Consider the following 17114-nt stretch of genomic DNA (forward strand, 5'->3'; position numbering starts at 1 on the left):
GGCTGCTTCGTTCAGCGGTCTCATATCGGTCGTCTCACCGCGCCTGACGGAGGCTCAGCGGGCGCATGTCCGTCCAGACCCGCTCGACGTGCTCCAGGCATTCCTCCCTCGACCCCGACGTGCCCTCGTCGAACCAGCCATCGGGCATCTCCCGGCCGGCCGGCCAGATCGAGTACTGCTCCTCACCGTTCACCACCACGCGGAACGTCTCCGACGCCATGCCGTCACCTCTCCCAAAGTCGTCACGAAACCGGTCCTTCACCGCCCGAACTGCGAAATTCAGTCGCCCAGTCGGCGCGCGGCCACGGCGGCGAGGCCGTCGGCCGTCCTGACCCGGAACAGGTCGCGGACCGTCACCCGTGCCCCGACGGCGGTGCTGATCAGCCGCACCGCGCGGCCGGCCGTGAGCGAATCGCCGCCGATCTCCAGGAACGCGCTGTCCGTTGCGGGCGCTGTGTCCGCGCCCAGGACCTCCCCGAAGATCTCGGCGATGCGCCGGGCGATGTCCTGCACTCCGTCCCGCACTTCTTCGGAACCGACTTCCATACTCATCCACCGCTTCCGTTCACCGGTCATTGCCTTGTCCATGAAATGAATTGCCGGTGCGACACAACGAGCCATTCCCTTTTCAAAAGGTTTCGAGAGACCCGCTCGCACTGCATCTTCACTCTGCCGGTCGTGACGCGCTCCGCCCCAGTGCCGCCCCTGCTCACCAACCTGCTTGGCAGGAAAACGAGCCGGTCACATTCACTCCGGAATGGCGACGACAGGGGCGAAGTGGACAAGTCTCCACAGGCGCACGTCTCGAAGCCCGCCAGGCCAACTCGCGCTCTTCCAGCAGAATTTGGCCAAGGTAGGCCGAATCGAGCACGAACCCACACCCGTCGGCCCGACAGCCGCCACCGCCCCGACCACCCCTTCCCCAGCCCCCCACCCACCACTTATTGACTCTTGATATTGACAGTAATGACTACACCCCATACGTTCAGAGTCACTAGGGCTGCAGAGACGATCGACAACGGATCGGCGGGAAAAGAGCCGGCGGTCACTCTGAAAACCCCTAACCGCCCCCCACGGACCACTGCGCCGGTTCCCGCGTGACCGAAGAGGCATCAAGGAAGCTGCCCCACGGGCCAGAAGAACAGGGGACGTAGTGTTCGCAGTGAACGAAGGCCGGTTGTCCGAACCGCCCGCACGACTCGGCGAGACCGAACTCGGCCTGTACCGCTGGGTGGCGAGGAACGGAAAGATGGACGCCGGTCTCGCCGCCATCGAACTCGGCCTGACACCGGGCGCATTAGAAGCGGCCCTGGCCTCGCTGACGGATCTCGGGCTGCTCCGGGCGAACGCGGACGACCCCGCCCGCCTCCGCCCGGTCGACCCGGACCTCGTGGCCGCCGTCGTCACGACGTCCATGGAGTCCGCGATCCGCACCCATCAGGCAGAACTGCACCGCACCCGGGAGCAGTTCGCCGACCTGCGCGACCACTACCGGGAGAACCTGAGACGACTCCCCGCCGGCTTCGAGGTCATCCCAGGCCCCCAGGAGGTGCGCGCCGCCCTGACCCTCGCCGCCCAGGAATGCAAGCACGAGATGCTCACCAGCCAGCCGGGCGGCAACCGGAACCCCGAGGTGCTCCAGGAAGCGCTCCCCCGCGACACCGCGATGCTCGCCCGCGACGTGCGGATCCGCACCCTCTACCACCACACGGCACGCTTCAACGGCCCGAGCCAGGCTTATGTGGCGACCCTGTCGGCCCATGGTGCCCAATACCGCACACGGCACGAGCTGTTCGGCCGGCTCATCGCCTTCGACCGCAGGCTGGCCTTCATCCCCGAGCGCGGGGACACCTGGGGCGCCCTGATGATCAGGGAACCGTCCGTCGTGAGCTACCTGTGCGACGTGTTCGAGCAGGAGTGGACGCAGGCCACCCCGTTCTCCGACGCCGCGACGGACGGTCTGGAACTCGTCGCCAAGGACATCGACCGCACCATTCTGCGGCTGCTGGCGACGGGCATGAAGGACGCGACCCTCGCACGCCGCATCGGCATGTCCCTGCGGACCGCGCGGAAGCACATCGCGGACATCATGGAGACGCTGGGCGCGGAGAGCCGGTTCCAGGCCGGGGTGCTGGCGGCCAGGCAGGGCCTGCTCGACGAGGAGTCACTGCACACCGCATCCGCCGACTGATCCCGGAGAGGGTCGTTACGCCAGGCGGTCCACCACCGCGCCGATGCCGCCGCCCCGCACGGTGACGAGAGCGGCGTCCCGATTGCCCCACAGGTAAGAGCGGATCGGGCGCGCGCGGAGTGCATCCTCCCCCCACCCGCGGCACGTCTTATGCGACGTACGTGGCGGAACGGACGAGGGTGGGACTCATGGATATGCCGGAAGAATTTCGTTTCGTGGTGCTCGGTACGGTCCGGGCCCACCGGGGCGTCGCCGAGCTCCATGTGGGGCCTCCCCAGCAACAGGCCCTGCTGGCACTGCTGTTGCTGCGGTCCAATCAATCGGTGCCCATGGCGCAGATCGTCGCCGCGCTGTGGGGGGATTCACCGCCGACAAGAGCCGTGACCATCATCCGTACCTACGTCTGGCGGCTGCGCAAGGTGCTGGAGACGGAGCGTTCCACGCCGTCGGTGCTGGAGCTTGCCGGTGACGGCTACCGGCTGACGGTGCCGAGGGCATCGCTGGACATGTGGCACGCGGAAAAGCTGGCGGCCGATGCGGCACGGGCACGGGCCGCCAAACGGTTTCCCGAAGCCAGTGCCATGCTGGGCCGGGCGCTGGATTTATGGCGGGGGGACGCGCTGGCCGGGGTGCCGGGACCGCACGCCGAACGGCAACGCGCACGACTGGGCGAGCTGCGGCTGGCGTTGCTGGAGGAGCGTTTCGATCTGGCGCTGGCACTGGGCCACCACAGGTCGGCCGTGCCGGGGCTGATCGAGCTGACCGACGCCCATCCACTGCGGGAGCGCCCCTACGGGCTGCTCATGCGAGCGCTGTACGCGGCAGGCCGGCAGGCGGACGCCTTGACCACCTTCCACCGGGTGCGGGAACTGCTCGTGAACGAGCAGGGCCTCGACCCGGGGCCCGAACTGACCCGGATACACCGCGCCATCCTCGCCGGGCAGGACGCCCTGACCGCCTCGGAGCCCGCGGATCCGGCCGGCCTCACGGTCACGGCGCCGGCCGCCACGACGCCGGCGGTCGAGGCATCGGCCGACGCGGCGACGGTCACGCCCAGGACAGCGGGGGACGAAGCGGAGGAACGGGCTCCGGCACGCCCTTCGGCGCTGCACCCCGCGCGTGCCACACAACTGCCGAAACCCGCTCAACTTCCGTACGGAGCACCGGATTTCGTCGGGCGGACACAGCAGAGCGACTCCTGGTACGGACTGCTGACGACGCCGGAGCCCCGGATGGCAGTGGTGCTCGCGGTCGCCGGTCTCGGCGGTGTGGGAAAGACGTCCCTCGCCCTGCACGTCGCCCATCGGGCCCGCGGCCACTACTCCGACGGGCAGCTCTACGTGGACCTGCAAGGCAACGGGCCCGAGCCGTCCGAGCCCGGCTTCGTGCTGACCGGGTTCCTCACCGCGCTGGGTGTCGCCGTGAGCGACGTCCCCGAGGCGCTCGAAGACCGCTGCCGGCTGTTCCGCTCCCTGGTCGACGGCCGCAGGCTGCTGGTCGTCCTGGACAACGCCAGGGATGCCGCCCAGGTCAGGGACCTGATACCGGGTTCTTCCAGTTGTGCCGTGGTCATCACCAGCAGGTCACGCATGTTCGATCTGCTGGTGACCGAGCAGCTCGTGCTGGAGCCTTTCCGGGACGAGGAGGCGCTGGCCCTGATCGGCAGTGTGATCGGCGCCGAGCGGCTCGCAGCGCAGCGAGCGCAGGCGCTGGAACTGATCGCGATCTGCGGATCGCTGCCGCTGGCCGTGCGCATCGCCGCCACCAGGCTGGCCGCACGGCCCGGCTGGACGGTTTCGACGCTGACCGCCAGGCTCGCGGACGAGCAGCACCGTATCGCCGAACTCCGGATCGGGGCCCTGACCATCGAGGCCGCTTTCGAACTCGGCTACCAGCAGCTCACCGTGAAGCAGGCGCGGGCCTTCCGGCTGCTCTCGGTGGCGGGCGCGGCGCAGATCAGAGTGCCGGCGGCGGCGGCCGTGCTCGGCGTCGACGAGGACACGGCGGAGGGTCTGCTGGAATCCCTCACCGACGCGGCGATGCTGGAGCCGTCCGAACCCGGCTGCTACGGCTACCACGACCTGGTGCACGTATTCGCCGGTCAGCGCGCCCAACTGCACGATCCCGCCGAGACGGCAGCCGCGCTCGGCCGGCTGCTCGACCTCCAGCTGGCGACCGCGGCCAGCGCCTTTCTGCACGCGGTACCCGGCGACCCGGTGCACCGCGCGTTCGGTCCGCTGAGACGCAAGGGACTGTCGTTCCGTGACGTACGCGAGGCGGGGGCCTGGGTCACCGCCGAACTCGACGGCATCGTCGCCGCCGCGCTGCGCACCGTCACCCTTCGGCTGCCCGACCCGGCGGACGACCGGCTGCGCACCGCGGTTGACCTGCTGCTCGCCATCTCCCCGCTGGCCCACACCACGTGGTCGGGGCGGGTGACCCCGGTGGCGCTGGCGCTGGCCGATGCCGCGGAACGCGCGGGCAACAGGCGCGTCATCGGGCGGGCCCGTCTGCTGTGCAGCGGCGTCGCCCTTCAGGCGGGCCGGCTGGCGGAGGCCGAGCAGCACGTGCGGGTGGCGATCGACGCGGCGCGCGGCGCGGAGGACACCGCCGTTCTCCAGCAGGCCCTCAACAACTGCGGGCTGGTGGCGCAGTTCATGCGGCGCTTCGATGAGGCGGCAGCCTGCTACGAAGAGGCCATCGCGCTGGCGCGCCGACTGGGCCACCGCTCGGGGGAGGCGGCCACCACCATCAACCTGGCGCTGGCCCGGGTGCGCAGCGGGCGGGCCTCCGAAGCGGTCGCGCCGTGCGCTTGCGCCCTGGCACTGCTGCGTGCCCTGGGAGATGACGCGGGAGTGGCCTACGCCGGATACGTACTGGGCACCGCGCTGCACGAATTGGGGCGGTTCGATGCGGCTATCGCGCGTTTCGAAGAGGCGTTGGCCGTGTGCCGCGCGGTGGGCCTCCAGGAGCGGGAGGCCCACGTACGGTACCGGCTCGCCGAGACGCTGCGCCGTACCGGCCGTGGGCGCGAGGCGGTGGAACACGCAGCGGCGGCGGTGGTCCGGTGCGAGGAGATCGGGGCCGAACGCGACCGTGGGCACGCCCTGGCCGTGCTCGGCCGGGCGCTGGCGGATCTCGGGGAGACCGGCCGGGCCCGCGGGCATCTGGAGCAGGCCAGGGCGCTGTTCGCCGGTCTCGGGCTGCCCGACGCGACCGACATCGGGCGGCTCCTGGACGGGCTGGCCGCCGCAGGATGACGGCACCGGGCCGGTGGTGCGGGTGCGGGCCGCGCGCACCGGCCGGTGGCGCGGGCCCGCGGTCAGGCAGGGCCGGACGGCGGGTGGTAGCTGGAGCCTGTGCTGTTCCAGACGTCGGCGCTGCTGGTGCCACCGGATGCGGTCTGCGCCACGGGCGGACGGCGGTGGCCTCCGGCGTCCCGGCCGAGGCCGGTGAGACCGACGGCCGTCGCGACGAGGGCCGCCAGGGCGAAGGTCGCGACGGCATGACGTGGGTTCGGCATGGTGGTGATCTCCTCGGCTTCGACGCGGGCGAAGTGCCCGGGACCTAAGGGGCTGTTGTGGCGCGAAGGGACTGCTGCTCCCGCGGCATCAGCAGCACAGCGGGACGTCGTTGTGCGCCCCCGGGGTCGTGGTGGTGGTCGGCAGGCGCGTCACCGCCGCCCACGCCGCCGTCGACTGGGCGGGGAACAAGGCCGCCAGCAGAACCAGCGCCGCCACCGCCCTCAGCAGTCGGTGCGGCGGACGGGTGCCAGGACCGTGGCTGGGACGGACGTCGACGGAATGGACTGTCGCATACGGCATGGGAGCCTTCGGCTTTCCTCGGGACGCAGGTCCGGTGAGTGGTCTCCCGGGACAGTGGCGCCAACTCCCCGGTGCATCAGCGAGGTTAGCCGTCATCGATCAACCTTTGATCAATCAGCGATCTGCGGGCCCTCGTCCGCCGTTGATCGGTGACCCGTCGTCGCCCGAGCCGTCTCGCCGACCGCCTTACACCGCCGACCGGCGCCCGGTTCACCTCGGCCGCTCGGCGAGCCGACCCTTCAACGCCGGGCGCAGGTAACCGCGTTGGCCAAGGCAGCGCAGGCTCTGGCGGTACGCCCACAGGGCCTTGTCGGCGCGACCCGACAGCTCCAGGACCTCGGCGAGATCGTTCCACGCGGAGGCCGCCTGACGGTCGGCCTGCGAAGCCTCCAGCAGCAGGGCGGCCCGTTCGTAGCTGGTCTCGGCCACCGCGTCCTCACCGAGATGCAGTTGGGCGCCGGCCAGGACGAGCAGGGTGCGCGCGGTCTCCAGGCGGTGGTGGGGGCCCAGCAGGTCGAGCGCCCGCCGCGCGTGCTCCTGCGCCGAGTGCGGGTCCGCCTCCAGCAGGCAGGCGCGGGCCAGCGCGGTCTCGCAGTACGCCAGGTCCACGGTGCTGCCCTCGTCGGCGAGTACCTGGGCGCTGTGGAGCAGCTGTGACTTGGCGGTCGAGATGTCCGACGTCTCCGACGCGCCCGACTGCATCAGGACCGAGGCGTAGGCGTTGCGGAGCCGGGCGAGCGCTCGGGCGTCGTCACCGTCGGCGTAGATGGCCAGGGCCCGTTCCAGGAGCAGCAGGGCGTCGGCTGATGCGCCGTTGCGGTGGGCCACGACACCCGCGTTCCAGTACGCGGCGCCCATCGCCTTGCGGTCACTGACCCCCTCGGCCTCATCGATGGCGGCGCGGGCCAGGGACGCGGCCCGATGCAGGTCACCTCGCTCGCAGTAGAGGCCGACCAGGGTGGACAGCAGCTCGACGCCCAGGACGGTCGGGGTGAGCTGGAGGCGGCGTGCCTCTTCCAGAACGCCGTTGGCCAGGTCGATGGCGTGCGTGAGATCACCGATCTCGCGGTAGCAGCGGCACAGGGCCACCGCCACCGCGAGTCGGGGCACCAAGGTCTGCCCGGCTCCGGATTGGTCGAGCAGTTCCTGATAGCGGCCGACGGCCTCTTCGAGGCGCCCGTCGTGTTCCAGGGCCTGGGCCGCCCCGAACTCGGCCGAGAGCCTGACATCCTCGTTGCCCGCCCTGGACGCCTTGCCGCACACCGCCAGGTAGGTCTCCAGCGCGGCCTTCGGGTCGCCGTTGCGCAGAATGATCTCGGCGTACCGCAGCTCGGCCCGGAGCGCGTCCTCCGGCTCCCGCTCCGGCTCCAGGCAGTCGAGCAGATGCTCGGGGGCGCAGCCGAGCCGCTTGGCCAACTGCCGCAGGACCTCGGCGGAGGGAATCCGCTTACCGGCCTCCAGCAGCGATACGTAGCTCGGGGACAGGTCATCCCCCGCCAGCGCCGACTGCGACATACCGGACGCCCGCCGGAGTCGGCGAATCCGTGCCGCCAGATTCCGCGATTCCGCCACGACGCATTCCCCTCAGCTGCTCATGTAAGCGCAGGTTCAACTTACTGCGCGCATGACGTGTCCAGGTAATCACCCACTGTTTTTTCGCAACGGCGCCGACCGGCGCAAGCGGATCCGGTACGCCCAGGGGCAAGGCAGGCCAGATCCTGAAACGCTCAACGTCCCTCGCACACAGGGGCATTGAACGCCCGTACGCTGGAACTTCGAGCGCTGAAGACCACGGTGAATTGTCCGTGTCCGTGCCCGACGGCCGCGGCCACGAGTGCGTCGGCGAGGGTGTCGGGGTCGAGCGGCGCGTCGGGGATCTGCGTGCGGCCCACGCCCGGGTAGGACGGGCCGATCACCGTGTGGTCCCGTGCCAGATCGTCGAGAACGAGACCGAAGTTGCCCTCGATGCCGCCGCCCGCACCGTGCGCGAGCAGCAGCGCGGGGCCGCTGCCGCGTACGTCGACATCGAGCCGGTAGCGGTGCGACGGGAGAAATGCCTGTTCAGATGCCATGCCAGGAACGCTAAACTCCGACACCGGTGTCAGAGTCAAGTCGTCGAGCCGACTGGAGACGATCGCCTCGCGGATGAAGGAGATGGCCCACAGGACCGGTGTGCACGAACGCTCGCTGCGCTACTACGAGAAGCAGGGCCTCCTCGCTCCCGAGCGTCTGCCCAGCGGCTACCGCGAGTACAGCGAAGCGGACCTGGAGACCGTGCGCCGCATCCGCTGCCTGCTGACGGCCGGGCTGTCGACCGCCGTCATCGCCCAGGTCCTCCCCTGCATCCGCGACGACAGCGGCCGTCTCGCACCCACCTGCCCCGACCTCGTTGGCCAGCTCAGGGGCGAACGGGAGCGCATGACCCGCGAGATCGAGGCCCTCAACACCTCCCGCGCTCTCCTCGACACCGTCCTCGACGACACCGTCCTCGACGCGGCGCCTCATGACCTCACCCGCCAGCCGATGAACACATCCTCGGAGTAGCGCAGGGCCCCGCCGGTGGGGGTGGCCTGGGTGACGGGAGCGTCGGTGAGGCGGGCGGGCCGGGTGGCGGGCAGCCGGCCACCCGGCCCCGCGTGGCCGAGGGCGACCCAGAACGTGACGTGACCGACGGCGACTGCCCGCCCACGTCAGACGGCGGGGCGCGTCGACGAGGCGCGGATGTCGAGCCGGGCCGGGACGACGGTCGGCGCCGGAGGGCGGTCGGGCCGCTCGACGAGATCCACCAGGGCCGCGATCGCGGTGGCCGCGGTGTGCCGTGGGACCAGGGACACCGTGGACACCGGCGGGTCGGCGACGGCCAGCGCGGGGTCCTCGCTGGCGCAGACGAGCAGCAGGTCGTCGGGGATGCGTACGCCGCCACGCGCGGCGGCGGTCAACACCCTTCGGGCGCAAGGGTCGTAGATGCCGTAGATCGCATCGGGACGATCCGCGCCGGACAGCAGAGCGTCCAGGGCGTGGCCCTGATCGTCGTCGTCGGCCAGCGGGATCGTCCGCGGTGTGACGCCCTGCTCGGCGCACCAGGCACCGTAGGCCGACAGGCAGCTGCGGGTGTAGTGCTCATCCCCCGGCCCCGCCATCAGGGCTACGCGGCGGGCGCCCTGTGCGGTGAGGTGGTCGAGGACCTCGCGGGTGGTGGCCGGGTGGTCGTTGTCGACCCAGGTCTCGCGGGGGTGGGCAGGGCCGGGCCGTCCGTCGAAGACGAGCGGCAGGCCGCGCGCACGCAGCGTCCGCGCGACCGGGTCGTCGGCTGGGCTGTCCAGAACGAGCACCCCGGCCACCGCGACGGACGGCCACACCGCCTCGTCAGGCGCGGCGGGCAGCGTGATGAGGGCGTAGCCGCGCTCGTGGGCGGCGGCGGTCGCGGCGCTGATGGCCTGGGCGAAGTACGGCACGTGCGCGTAGTTCCACGGACGCGTCCCGTAGGTGGTCACCGCGAGACCGAGGGTGCGCGGCGCGACCGCGTCGCCGTAGCCCATGGCGGCGGCGACGGTCCGGATACGGGCGCGGGTCGAAGCGGCCAGCCGGCCGGTGCAGTTGAGGGCGTTGGACACAGTGGCGGTGGATACCTCTGCGGCGCGGGCCACATCGGCGATGGTCACTCGGGGCACCTGGCAGAGAGTACGGAATCCGTACCCGCGGTGGCGATTCACGGTCGATATCGCCCGCCCGGAGCCGCTGGTGATTACGCAATTAATCACCGAAGGTGCTCCGTAACCACTCCCCCTACCCCCTCTGACCACCCCTTGCCGAGCCTGTGGGAGCAGCCATGAGCACCGACCTGTCCCGTCGCCACCTCCTCACCGCCGCCGTCGCCACGGGCACCACCGCGGCCCTGGCCACCGCCGCACCCGCCGCCGCCTCCGGACCGGCGCGGGCAGCCGGACGCCGCTCGGCCGCCCTCGTCGTGCACCACGCCCGGGTGCTGACCGGCGTGCGCGGCGACCACATCCAGGAAGCGGTGGCGGTCGGGCGCGACGGCACCGTGCTCGCGACCGGGCCGTCCGCGGCGATACGCCATTTCGCTGGCCGTGACACCGAGGTGGTCGACGGCCGTGGCAACACCGTCATGAGCGGCATCATCGACGCCCACGCCCACCCGATGGACGTGGCCTCAAGATCCCTCATCCCGTCCCTGGAAAACGGGTCGTTCACCGTGGCCAAGCTCCAGGAGACCCTGCGCGGCTTTCTCGACGCCGACGCCGGCCATGAGCCCGACGGCTGGCTGGTGGTGGCGGACTGGAACCCGGTGGGCCTGCCGCCTGGCACCGAGACCCACCACCGCATCCTCGACGCCCTGCCGACCCGCCGCCCCATCGCCCTGCTCGGCAGCGACGCCCACAACACCTGGGTCAACCAACGCGCCCTCGACCTCGCCGGGATCACCGCGACGACCCCCGCCCCGGCCGGCGGTGAGATCGTGCACGGCGCGGACGGCACGCCGACCGGTCTGCTCAAGGACACAGCCGAGGACCTCGTACGCCGCCTGATCCCCCCGCCATCCGATACCGCGCTCCGCGACGCAGCCGCCAAGGTCCTGTCCCAGGCCGCCGCGAACGGCATCACCACCTTCATGGACGCCTTCGTGGAGGCCGACGGCCTCGCCACCTACGCGGGCCTGGCCGGCGACGGCCGCCTGCCACAGCGGATCGTTGCCGCGCTACGGCTCGACGCCGACCATGTCAAGGACCCGGCCGCCGCGCTCGCGTACGTACAAGGGCTGCGCAGCAAATACGGCGAGGTGCCCGGCCTGCGCTTCGGCACCGCCAAGACCTTCCTGGACGGGGTGATCGAGTATCCGGCACAGACCGCGGCGCTGCTGGACCCCTACCTCGACGAGCACGGCAAGCCGACCGACAACCGAGGCGACCTCTACATCTCGTCCACCGACTACGGTCGCCTCGCGACCGCCTTGGACCGCGCAGGCTGGCAGCTGCATGCGCACGCCATCGGCGACCGCGCGGTACGCACCGCGCTCGACGGCTTCGAGGCGGCAGTCCACGCCAACGGGCGCCGCGACCGCCGGCACACCATCGCCCACCTCCAGCTCGTCCACCCCGACGACTACCGGCGCTTCGCCCGCCTCGGTGTCCTGGCGTGCATGCAGTTGCAGTGGGCCATGCGCGACGTATGGACGATGGAGGCCCTCCTCCCGTACATCGGCCGGGACCGCCACCGGCTGATGTACCCGGCACGCAGCTTGCAGCGCAACGGAGCCGCGCTGTCCGGTGGTTCGGACTGGCCGGTGGACCCGCTCGACTCCTTCAACCAGATCCGCACCGCCATCGACCGCGAGGGCAACGTGGCCGAACAGGGCGCGCTCTACCCGGAGTTGGAGGGACTTTCCAGGGCCTCCGCACTGCGCATGCACACAGCGGGTTCGGCGTACCAACTGCACCTGGAGCGCGAGACCGGGACGCTCACGCCGGGGAAGGCCGCCGACCTCGTCCTCCTCGACCGCGATGTCACACGGGTTCCGGTGAAGGAGATCGGTGAGACGCAGGTGCTGTTGACCCTGGCAGCCGGAAAGCGGATCCACGACGCCGAGTCGGCCGCGGGCACAGCCACCCGCACGCGGACCGCCGCCGCCCGGCCCACCACGCTCAGCCAGGTACACGGAGGGCGCCACAGCAGGTGCGGGTGCGCCACGGCGGCCTCGGGCCCGTCCTGACGTCGCCCAATTCCCCTACCGGACGACCGGGTTCGGGACGTGGTCCGAGCGCCGTGGAGCAGCAGGGAAAGCCCGGACGGGATGCCGGAAGCCCGTTCCGTGCAGTAGAACAGAAGCCACCATTGTTCGACTGTTCGACACCAGGAGTCCGGATGCCCAGAGCAGATGTCACCGTGCCGACCGAGGACGGCGTGTGCGCCGCGACGCTGCACACGCCGTCGGATCCCGGCAGCCGTCCTGCGGTGATTCTCTACCCCGACGCCGCCGGGGTACGGGAAACCTTCGCTGCCATGGCGGATCGGCTCGCGGGGCTCGGCTACACCGTGCTCCTGCCCGATGTCTACTACCGGACGGGCGGATACGCCCCCTTCGACATCCCTTCGGTGTTCAACGATGCCGCCGAGCGGGAGCGCCTGATGTCCCTGATGGCGAGCCTGACCGGGGACGCGATCGTCCGCGATGCGCAGGCGTTCCTCACGTTCCTCGCCGACCGCCCGGAGGTGTCAGGAAGCCGCGTGGGCACCACGGGCTACTGCATGGGCGGCCGGATCTCGCTGATCGTGGCCGGACATCATCCGGAGCGCGTGGCCGCCGCCGCGTCGTTCCACGGCGGGCAACTCGCCGCCACGGACGACCCGGACAGCCCCCACCTGCTGGCCGACCGGATCAGCGCGAGCGTCCACGTGGCGGCAGCAGAGAACGACGAGCATTTCCCCGTCGAACAGCACGAGCGGCTGGAACACGCCTTCACCGCCGCCGGCGTGCAGCACACCATCGAGACCTACCCCGCCGCGCACGGCTTCGCGGTGCCGGACAACCCGACCTACGACGAGGCCGCCGACGAACGCCACTGGGCCGCCTTGACCGCCTTGTACGCCGAGAGCCTCCCCGCCTGAACCCCCTCCCGTTCACGGCCGTCGCACGACGCCGGGACGGCGGGACCTGCGCCCTCGACGTACTCTTCCTGCCGTACGTCGCCCCCGGCGCCGCGGGATCGGCGAGCGCACGTTCAGAACCAGTGCAGGCAGTGCGGGGAGCGCTCGGCACGGAAGAGTGCGTCAGCGAGGGTGGCCGCGCGCGGTCAGCGCACGCGGGACGTCCAGCAGCCGCACCCAGAGCCAGTCGGTGTCGCCGCTCACCACAGCCCGCCGCCCTCGACCGGGGTTTCCGGGAAGCGCCCGAACGCGGCATGGACGGTGTCGACGAAGACGTCGAGGTGCTCATCGGTCGTGGTTCGGATCTCCATTGCCGCCGCTGCCTCCTCGCGATACCGGCACCACGACTCGTGGTGTCCGGCGCCAGTGCAGCGTTGCCCCGCGGCCAGGGCGAGGGAATTACGGCCGGGCCCGCGGCCGTTCACAGCACAGCCCGGCCCGGCCCCGAGCAGCCTCAGCCCTTGACGGCCTCCGCGATCTGCAGGGCGGCCTGGGCGGGCGTGAGGTGCGTGGTGTCGACGACCTCGGCCTCGCTGTGCAGCCATGTGCGTGCCGCCTCGGCATAGGGCTCAAGGTATCTGAGACGGAACGGGGAGTTGGGGCCGAGAACGGTGTCCCCCGCGATGCGTCCGCGGAGGGTGTCCTGGTCGGCGTGGAGGACGAAGTGCCGTACCGGGATGGCATGTTGGGCGAGGCCCTCGCTGATCTCGCGCCAGTACTGCTCGACCAGGACAGTCATCGGCATCACCAGGGTGCCGCCGGTGTAGTCGAGTACCCGGCGGGCGGTCTCGACCACGAGTGGCCGCCACGGCGGCCAGTGCTGAAAGTTGTCCGTTTCCGGCAGCCCGGGTGTGATGTCCATGAGCGTGACGCCGACCTTCTCGGCGTCGAACACCCGTGAATCCGCGAGGAGCGGCTGCACGAGTGCACTGGTCGTCGTCTTGCCTGCCCCGTGGGTGCCGTTGAGCCATACGATCATGGGCCCGACGATAGCGGTGTGCGGACCGCGGGCCGGTGCCGATCACGTCACGGAACGGGCACAGCAGAGCCCGGCCGTAGGCGGTGGGCCGGCTTCAATCAAACGCACCCCTCAATACGCCACACTCCCCGACCGGAAATACCACTCGGGAATCAATCAATAGACACTCCCCCAGACTGCACTTCAGTCACACAAATTGGTCACATAATCCTTCTTTGCCGACCAAGGGAAATCCATTGCCATTGCGCCAAATTCCACTTACGATGAATCGCGGCCCTCACCTGCCGGAAGATCAAGAATTCATTCCTGGCGACGGCACGGCGATATCACGTAGCACCGCAGAGCCTCGCTCGATTCATCACTCTCGCGTTTCGCGTGGTGCGACCTTTACGCCTCCATGAGAGCCGCCCTACGGCGACACGCGCGTCGCGAAGCCCTTGGGGAGGCGAGGCGCCGCGAAGCCCCTTGCGGTCGGACAACAAGAATTCACGGACAAGCTCCAGGAGGCAAAAAGGCCCGCACACAATTCCGCAAGGTAATCCAGAACATCGCCGCCGAGGTGACCACTGAAATGATCACCGCCGAGATCGACAACGGGAAGGGAAGCGCCGACACCACGAGAACAAGACCCGGTCGGTCATCCATGGCCAGTCCCACGCAAAAGGACTCCGCTGCCCTTCCGAACCGCACTGTGGCATTCCGCCGCAGCGCCACAGGGTATCCGCGAAGTTGAGGACCGGTGTTTTTCTGATGTCGTCTCCCATGTCCCCCGCAACAGGCCCGCGGAAACTGCGCACGAAGATCCGGCCCAGGTCGGTAGCTGCTGGCCGGCAACGCTGGCACGTCGCCATTCTCTTAGGGCGCCCACGGGCCGCCGCGTCACTCGCCGATCTGCTCCGCGAGACCCCGGAAATCACCGCCGTACAGACGAGTCCGGTGACCGGAAAAGTTCTCATTTCCCATGACCCCGCGGTCAGCCGAAGAGCGGTGAAGGCTCATCTCCGGCAGGCGCTCCTGCGGATTCCCGGCCTGCTGGGGAACGGGAATGGCCGCGGCAGCCCGCGGCAGGCCGAGGGGCCGGTCGAACTGCGTCCGGGTGCGGTCGCCGGAGCGGCAGCCCTCCTCGTCCGCCGCATCCGGCGGAGACCCAACGACCCGGGCGATACCGGCACATCCCCGGCCGACGCCGCTCCGCCGCAGCGACGGGTCCTCGCCCGGATCGCCCAGCGGCACAAGGGCAAGCTCGCCCTCGCGTCCGCGCTCTCGGTGGCCGCCCAGGTCACCGAAATCATGGTCTACCTGCTCATCAGCTGGATGCTCGTGGTGCTCTTCCGGGGCGGGATGCCGATGCTGTCCAGCCTCGGACTGGGCAGCGCCGATGCGCAGTTGTGGACCCTCGCCGGTGCGGCGGCCCTCCTGCGCGCCACGGTGACGGCCCTGTCGTACGGCGCCGCCACCTCCTGGCGGGCGCTGGGCGAGAAAGTGGCACACGAGTGGCGGTCCGCAATCCACCCGCACGTACAGCAGCTGGAACTCGGCCGGCTCGAGAGCGAGCGGACCACGCGGATAGCCGGTGTACTCACCGAGGACGTCCACCAGGTCGGCAGCTTCCTCGCCACCGGTCCGCACGAGGTGCTCCAACTGGTCGCCTGTCTCCTCATCATGGTCCCGTCCTATGTGCTCCTCGCACCCCAGATCGCCTGGGTCGCCATCCTGCCGGTCCCGCTCGTCGTATGGCTGTCCCTCCGTCATCAAAAACGCTCGGCCACCGGATACGCGGCGTCCGCCGACAGCAAGGCGCGACTGAACAGCCAGGTGGCCAACAGCCTGGAGGCGAGCGCCACGGTCAAGAGCTTCTGCACCGAGGAGTACGAGGCCGCCCGGATCCGGGAGTTGAGCGACGACTACCGCCGAGGCAGCCACCGGACCGGCCGCACCGCCGCCCGGTACGCCCAGAGCGTGCACGTCTGCGCCGCCACGTCGTACATGGGAACCATCCTCCTCGGAGGCAATACGGTGCTGAGCGGCGCGCTCGCGCTCGAAGTGTTCAACGCGCTGGTGGGCCTGCCGCAGTACGTCGTCTGGAAACTCACCACGCTCGGCAACACCGTCGAGCAGTACCAACGGGCCGTGGCCGCCGTCGACCGGGTGGAGCGACTCGGGAAACTGCCCGTGGAGCCGGACGTCAACGGCCGCCGCCTGAACGCCCGTCAGGTGAAGGGCGAGGTGGTCATCGACCGGGTCACCTTCTCCTACCCGGGGTGCCCGCCAGCCGTCCGTGATCTGTCGCTGCGCATCCCACCCGGCCGGACCACCGGCATCGTGGGCGCCACCGGTGCCGGGAAAACCACCGTCGCCAAGCTCCTGATGCGGTTCCACGCCCCCCAGTCCGGACGCGTCCTGCTCGACCAGCAGGACATCCGGGACCTCAGCCTCGAAGACCTGCGAAACACCATCGGTTTCGTCACTCAGGACGCCTTCCTCTTCGACGGCACGATTCGCGACAACATCCGCTATGGGAGCTTCGACGCCGGCCACGACGCGGTCGTCAGGTCCGCGCGGATGGCCGCGGCGGACGAATTCATCGAAGCGCTCCCCGCGCGGTACGACACGCTGATCGGGGAATGCGGGGCCAGACTCTCCGGCAGCCAGAAGCAGCGGATCGCATTGGCCCGCACCTTCCTCAAGAACCCACCGATCCTGGTTCTCGACGAGGCGACCTCAGCCCTGGACAACGAGACCGAAGCCGCCGTCCAGCGCACACTGCGCGGATTCGCCAAGGGCCGGACGCTGATCGTCATCGCCCACCGTCTGTCCACCATCCGCCACGCGGACCGGATCTACGTCATGGACAGGAACGGCTTCCTGGCGGAGAAGGGCACCCACCACACCCTGCTCGAACGCGACGGACTGTACGCCTCCCTGTGGCGATTGCAGACCGGCGCGATCCAGCACGCCCGGCATCGGCGGACTCCGTCGCGCCGCCGCCGTGACCAGTAGCGGCTGCGGGCGCCACCGGCACGGGAATGACCCCAGATAGCAGAGGCGGTACAGCGCCGGCGCGCCGCCGCCCCCCCGCTTCACCGGCAGGCGGCGCCCCGGGGCTCACGACACGGGCCGCTCGGACCGCTCCGGCATCGGCTGCTCCGGGCCGCCGGCCAGCTCCAGCGTGCATCTGGGCCCGGTCGGCACGAGGCGCGGTTCGCGTACCCGGACCCGGAACGGGCGGACGGGCTCGTCGGGCAGTTCGCCGGTCAGCAGGGTCATCCCCGGGCCGTGCTTCTGCTGGTACCCGATCACTTTGCCGTTGACCAGCAGCTCAATCTCCCCGTCCCGGCCGCGCCCGACGTTCACGGTGATCGAGTGGCCGCCCTCATCCAGGTGGAAGTGGTGGCTCCGCCCCATGGCACACCTCCCACAGCGCCGTCCACACGCCCGGCGCAGGCCGTACGTC

The 17114-nt window shown here is 70.3% G+C and carries 15 protein-coding genes; 6 read left to right on the forward strand and 9 right to left on the reverse strand.

The window, feature by feature from the left end; translation table 11 throughout:
- Positions 1–34: 34 nt before the first annotated feature.
- Positions 35–220 carry an MbtH family protein gene (locus ACGFNI_RS18935; RefSeq protein WP_393685118.1) on the reverse strand — a complete coding sequence of 62 codons (186 nt, stop codon included), beginning with the start codon at positions 218–220 and terminating at the stop codon, positions 35–37.
- 59 nt (positions 221–279) lie between these two features.
- Entirely contained in the window at positions 280–552 is a 273-nt protein-coding gene (locus ACGFNI_RS18940; protein WP_393685120.1) for a phosphopantetheine-binding protein, read from the reverse strand.
- A gap of 601 nt (positions 553–1153) precedes the next feature.
- Here ACGFNI_RS18940 and ACGFNI_RS18945 point away from each other — a divergent pair.
- Together ACGFNI_RS18945 and ACGFNI_RS18950 are read left to right on the forward strand one after the other, a co-directional pair.
- A complete protein-coding gene (locus tag ACGFNI_RS18945; protein ID WP_393685122.1) occupies positions 1154–2191 on the forward strand; it encodes a LuxR C-terminal-related transcriptional regulator in 1038 nt (345 codons plus the stop codon).
- Between the two features lie 188 nt (positions 2192–2379).
- The gene (locus ACGFNI_RS18950) at positions 2380–5451 is read left to right on the forward strand and encodes a BTAD domain-containing putative transcriptional regulator (protein ID WP_393685124.1); all 3072 of its coding nucleotides are present in this window, start codon (positions 2380–2382) and stop codon (positions 5449–5451) included.
- Between the two features lie 62 nt (positions 5452–5513).
- Here the strand turns inward: ACGFNI_RS18950 and ACGFNI_RS18955 are convergent, their stop codons facing one another.
- The 4 genes from ACGFNI_RS18955 to ACGFNI_RS18970 form a co-directional block, all read right to left on the reverse strand.
- On the reverse strand, positions 5514–5714 hold the full coding sequence (locus tag ACGFNI_RS18955; protein WP_393685125.1) for a hypothetical protein: 201 nt from the start codon (positions 5712–5714) through the stop codon (positions 5514–5516).
- A gap of 88 nt (positions 5715–5802) precedes the next feature.
- Positions 5803–6015 carry a hypothetical protein gene (locus ACGFNI_RS18960; RefSeq protein ID WP_393685126.1) on the reverse strand — a complete coding sequence of 71 codons (213 nt, stop codon included), beginning with the start codon at positions 6013–6015 and terminating at the stop codon, positions 5803–5805.
- A 210-nt stretch (positions 6016–6225) separates the two neighbouring features.
- Entirely contained in the window at positions 6226–7587 is a 1362-nt protein-coding gene (locus tag ACGFNI_RS18965; RefSeq protein WP_393685128.1) for a helix-turn-helix domain-containing protein, read from the reverse strand.
- A 155-nt stretch (positions 7588–7742) separates the two neighbouring features.
- Positions 7743–8087, reverse strand: a complete 345-nt coding sequence (locus ACGFNI_RS18970) for an alpha/beta fold hydrolase (RefSeq protein WP_393685130.1) — start codon at positions 8085–8087, stop codon at positions 7743–7745.
- 73 nt (positions 8088–8160) lie between these two features.
- Between ACGFNI_RS18970 and ACGFNI_RS18975 the strand changes: the two genes are divergently transcribed.
- Positions 8161–8559, forward strand: coding sequence for a MerR family transcriptional regulator (locus ACGFNI_RS18975; protein ID WP_393685247.1), 399 nt, complete (start codon positions 8161–8163; stop codon positions 8557–8559).
- 146 nt (positions 8560–8705) lie between these two features.
- Here the strand turns inward: ACGFNI_RS18975 and ACGFNI_RS18980 are convergent, their stop codons facing one another.
- Positions 8706–9686, reverse strand: a complete 981-nt coding sequence (locus ACGFNI_RS18980; protein ID WP_393685132.1) for a LacI family DNA-binding transcriptional regulator — start codon at positions 9684–9686, stop codon at positions 8706–8708.
- A 158-nt stretch (positions 9687–9844) separates the two neighbouring features.
- Between ACGFNI_RS18980 and ACGFNI_RS18985 the strand changes: the two genes are divergently transcribed.
- Both ACGFNI_RS18985 and ACGFNI_RS18990 read left to right on the forward strand, forming a co-directional pair.
- Complete coding sequence (locus ACGFNI_RS18985; protein WP_393685134.1) at positions 9845–11746, forward strand: amidohydrolase; 1902 nt, start codon at positions 9845–9847, stop codon at positions 11744–11746.
- Positions 11747–11898: 152 nt separating this feature from the next.
- Complete coding sequence (locus tag ACGFNI_RS18990; RefSeq protein WP_393685136.1) at positions 11899–12642, forward strand: dienelactone hydrolase family protein; 744 nt, start codon at positions 11899–11901, stop codon at positions 12640–12642.
- 493 nt (positions 12643–13135) lie between these two features.
- On the opposite strand, the gene ACGFNI_RS18995 is transcribed toward ACGFNI_RS18990, so the two are convergent.
- Positions 13136–13660: an ATP-binding protein gene (locus tag ACGFNI_RS18995; RefSeq protein WP_393685138.1), complete on the reverse strand. Its 525-nt coding sequence runs from the start codon at positions 13658–13660 to the stop codon at positions 13136–13138.
- 987 nt (positions 13661–14647) lie between these two features.
- Between ACGFNI_RS18995 and ACGFNI_RS19000 the strand changes: the two genes are divergently transcribed.
- Positions 14648–16660, forward strand: coding sequence for an ABC transporter ATP-binding protein (locus ACGFNI_RS19000; protein WP_393685140.1), 2013 nt, complete (start codon positions 14648–14650; stop codon positions 16658–16660).
- Positions 16661–16765: 105 nt separating this feature from the next.
- On the opposite strand, the gene ACGFNI_RS19005 is transcribed toward ACGFNI_RS19000, so the two are convergent.
- Positions 16766–17065, reverse strand: coding sequence for a hypothetical protein (locus ACGFNI_RS19005; protein WP_393685142.1), 300 nt, complete (start codon positions 17063–17065; stop codon positions 16766–16768).
- Positions 17066–17114 lie beyond the last annotated feature (49 nt).

The sequence above is a fragment of the Streptomyces sp. NPDC048644 genome, assembly GCF_043199105.1.
GTDB lineage: Bacteria > Actinomycetota > Actinomycetes > Streptomycetales > Streptomycetaceae > Streptomyces.

Excerpts from the sequence above, each read along its gene's own strand:
- ACGFNI_RS18935 (WP_393685118.1), bottom strand. The coding sequence starts at position 220 with ATGGCGTCGGAGACGTTCCGCGTGGTGGTGAACGGTGAGGAGCAGTAC.
- ACGFNI_RS18940 (WP_393685120.1), bottom strand. The coding sequence starts at position 552 with ATGAGTATGGAAGTCGGTTCCGAAGAAGTGCGGGACGGAGTGCAGGAC.
- ACGFNI_RS18950 (WP_393685124.1), top strand. The coding sequence starts at position 2,380 with ATGGATATGCCGGAAGAATTTCGTTTCGTGGTGCTCGGTACGGTCCGG.
- ACGFNI_RS18955 (WP_393685125.1), bottom strand. The coding sequence starts at position 5,714 with ATGCCGAACCCACGTCATGCCGTCGCGACCTTCGCCCTGGCGGCCCTC.
- ACGFNI_RS18960 (WP_393685126.1), bottom strand. The coding sequence starts at position 6,015 with ATGCCGTATGCGACAGTCCATTCCGTCGACGTCCGTCCCAGCCACGGT.
- ACGFNI_RS18970 (WP_393685130.1), bottom strand. The coding sequence starts at position 8,087 with ATGGCATCTGAACAGGCATTTCTCCCGTCGCACCGCTACCGGCTCGAT.
- ACGFNI_RS18975 (WP_393685247.1), top strand. The coding sequence starts at position 8,161 with ATGAAGGAGATGGCCCACAGGACCGGTGTGCACGAACGCTCGCTGCGC.
- ACGFNI_RS18985 (WP_393685134.1), top strand. The coding sequence starts at position 9,845 with ATGAGCACCGACCTGTCCCGTCGCCACCTCCTCACCGCCGCCGTCGCC.
- ACGFNI_RS18990 (WP_393685136.1), top strand. The coding sequence starts at position 11,899 with ATGCCCAGAGCAGATGTCACCGTGCCGACCGAGGACGGCGTGTGCGCC.
- ACGFNI_RS18995 (WP_393685138.1), bottom strand. The coding sequence starts at position 13,660 with ATGATCGTATGGCTCAACGGCACCCACGGGGCAGGCAAGACGACGACC.
- ACGFNI_RS19005 (WP_393685142.1), bottom strand. The coding sequence starts at position 17,065 with ATGGGGCGGAGCCACCACTTCCACCTGGATGAGGGCGGCCACTCGATC.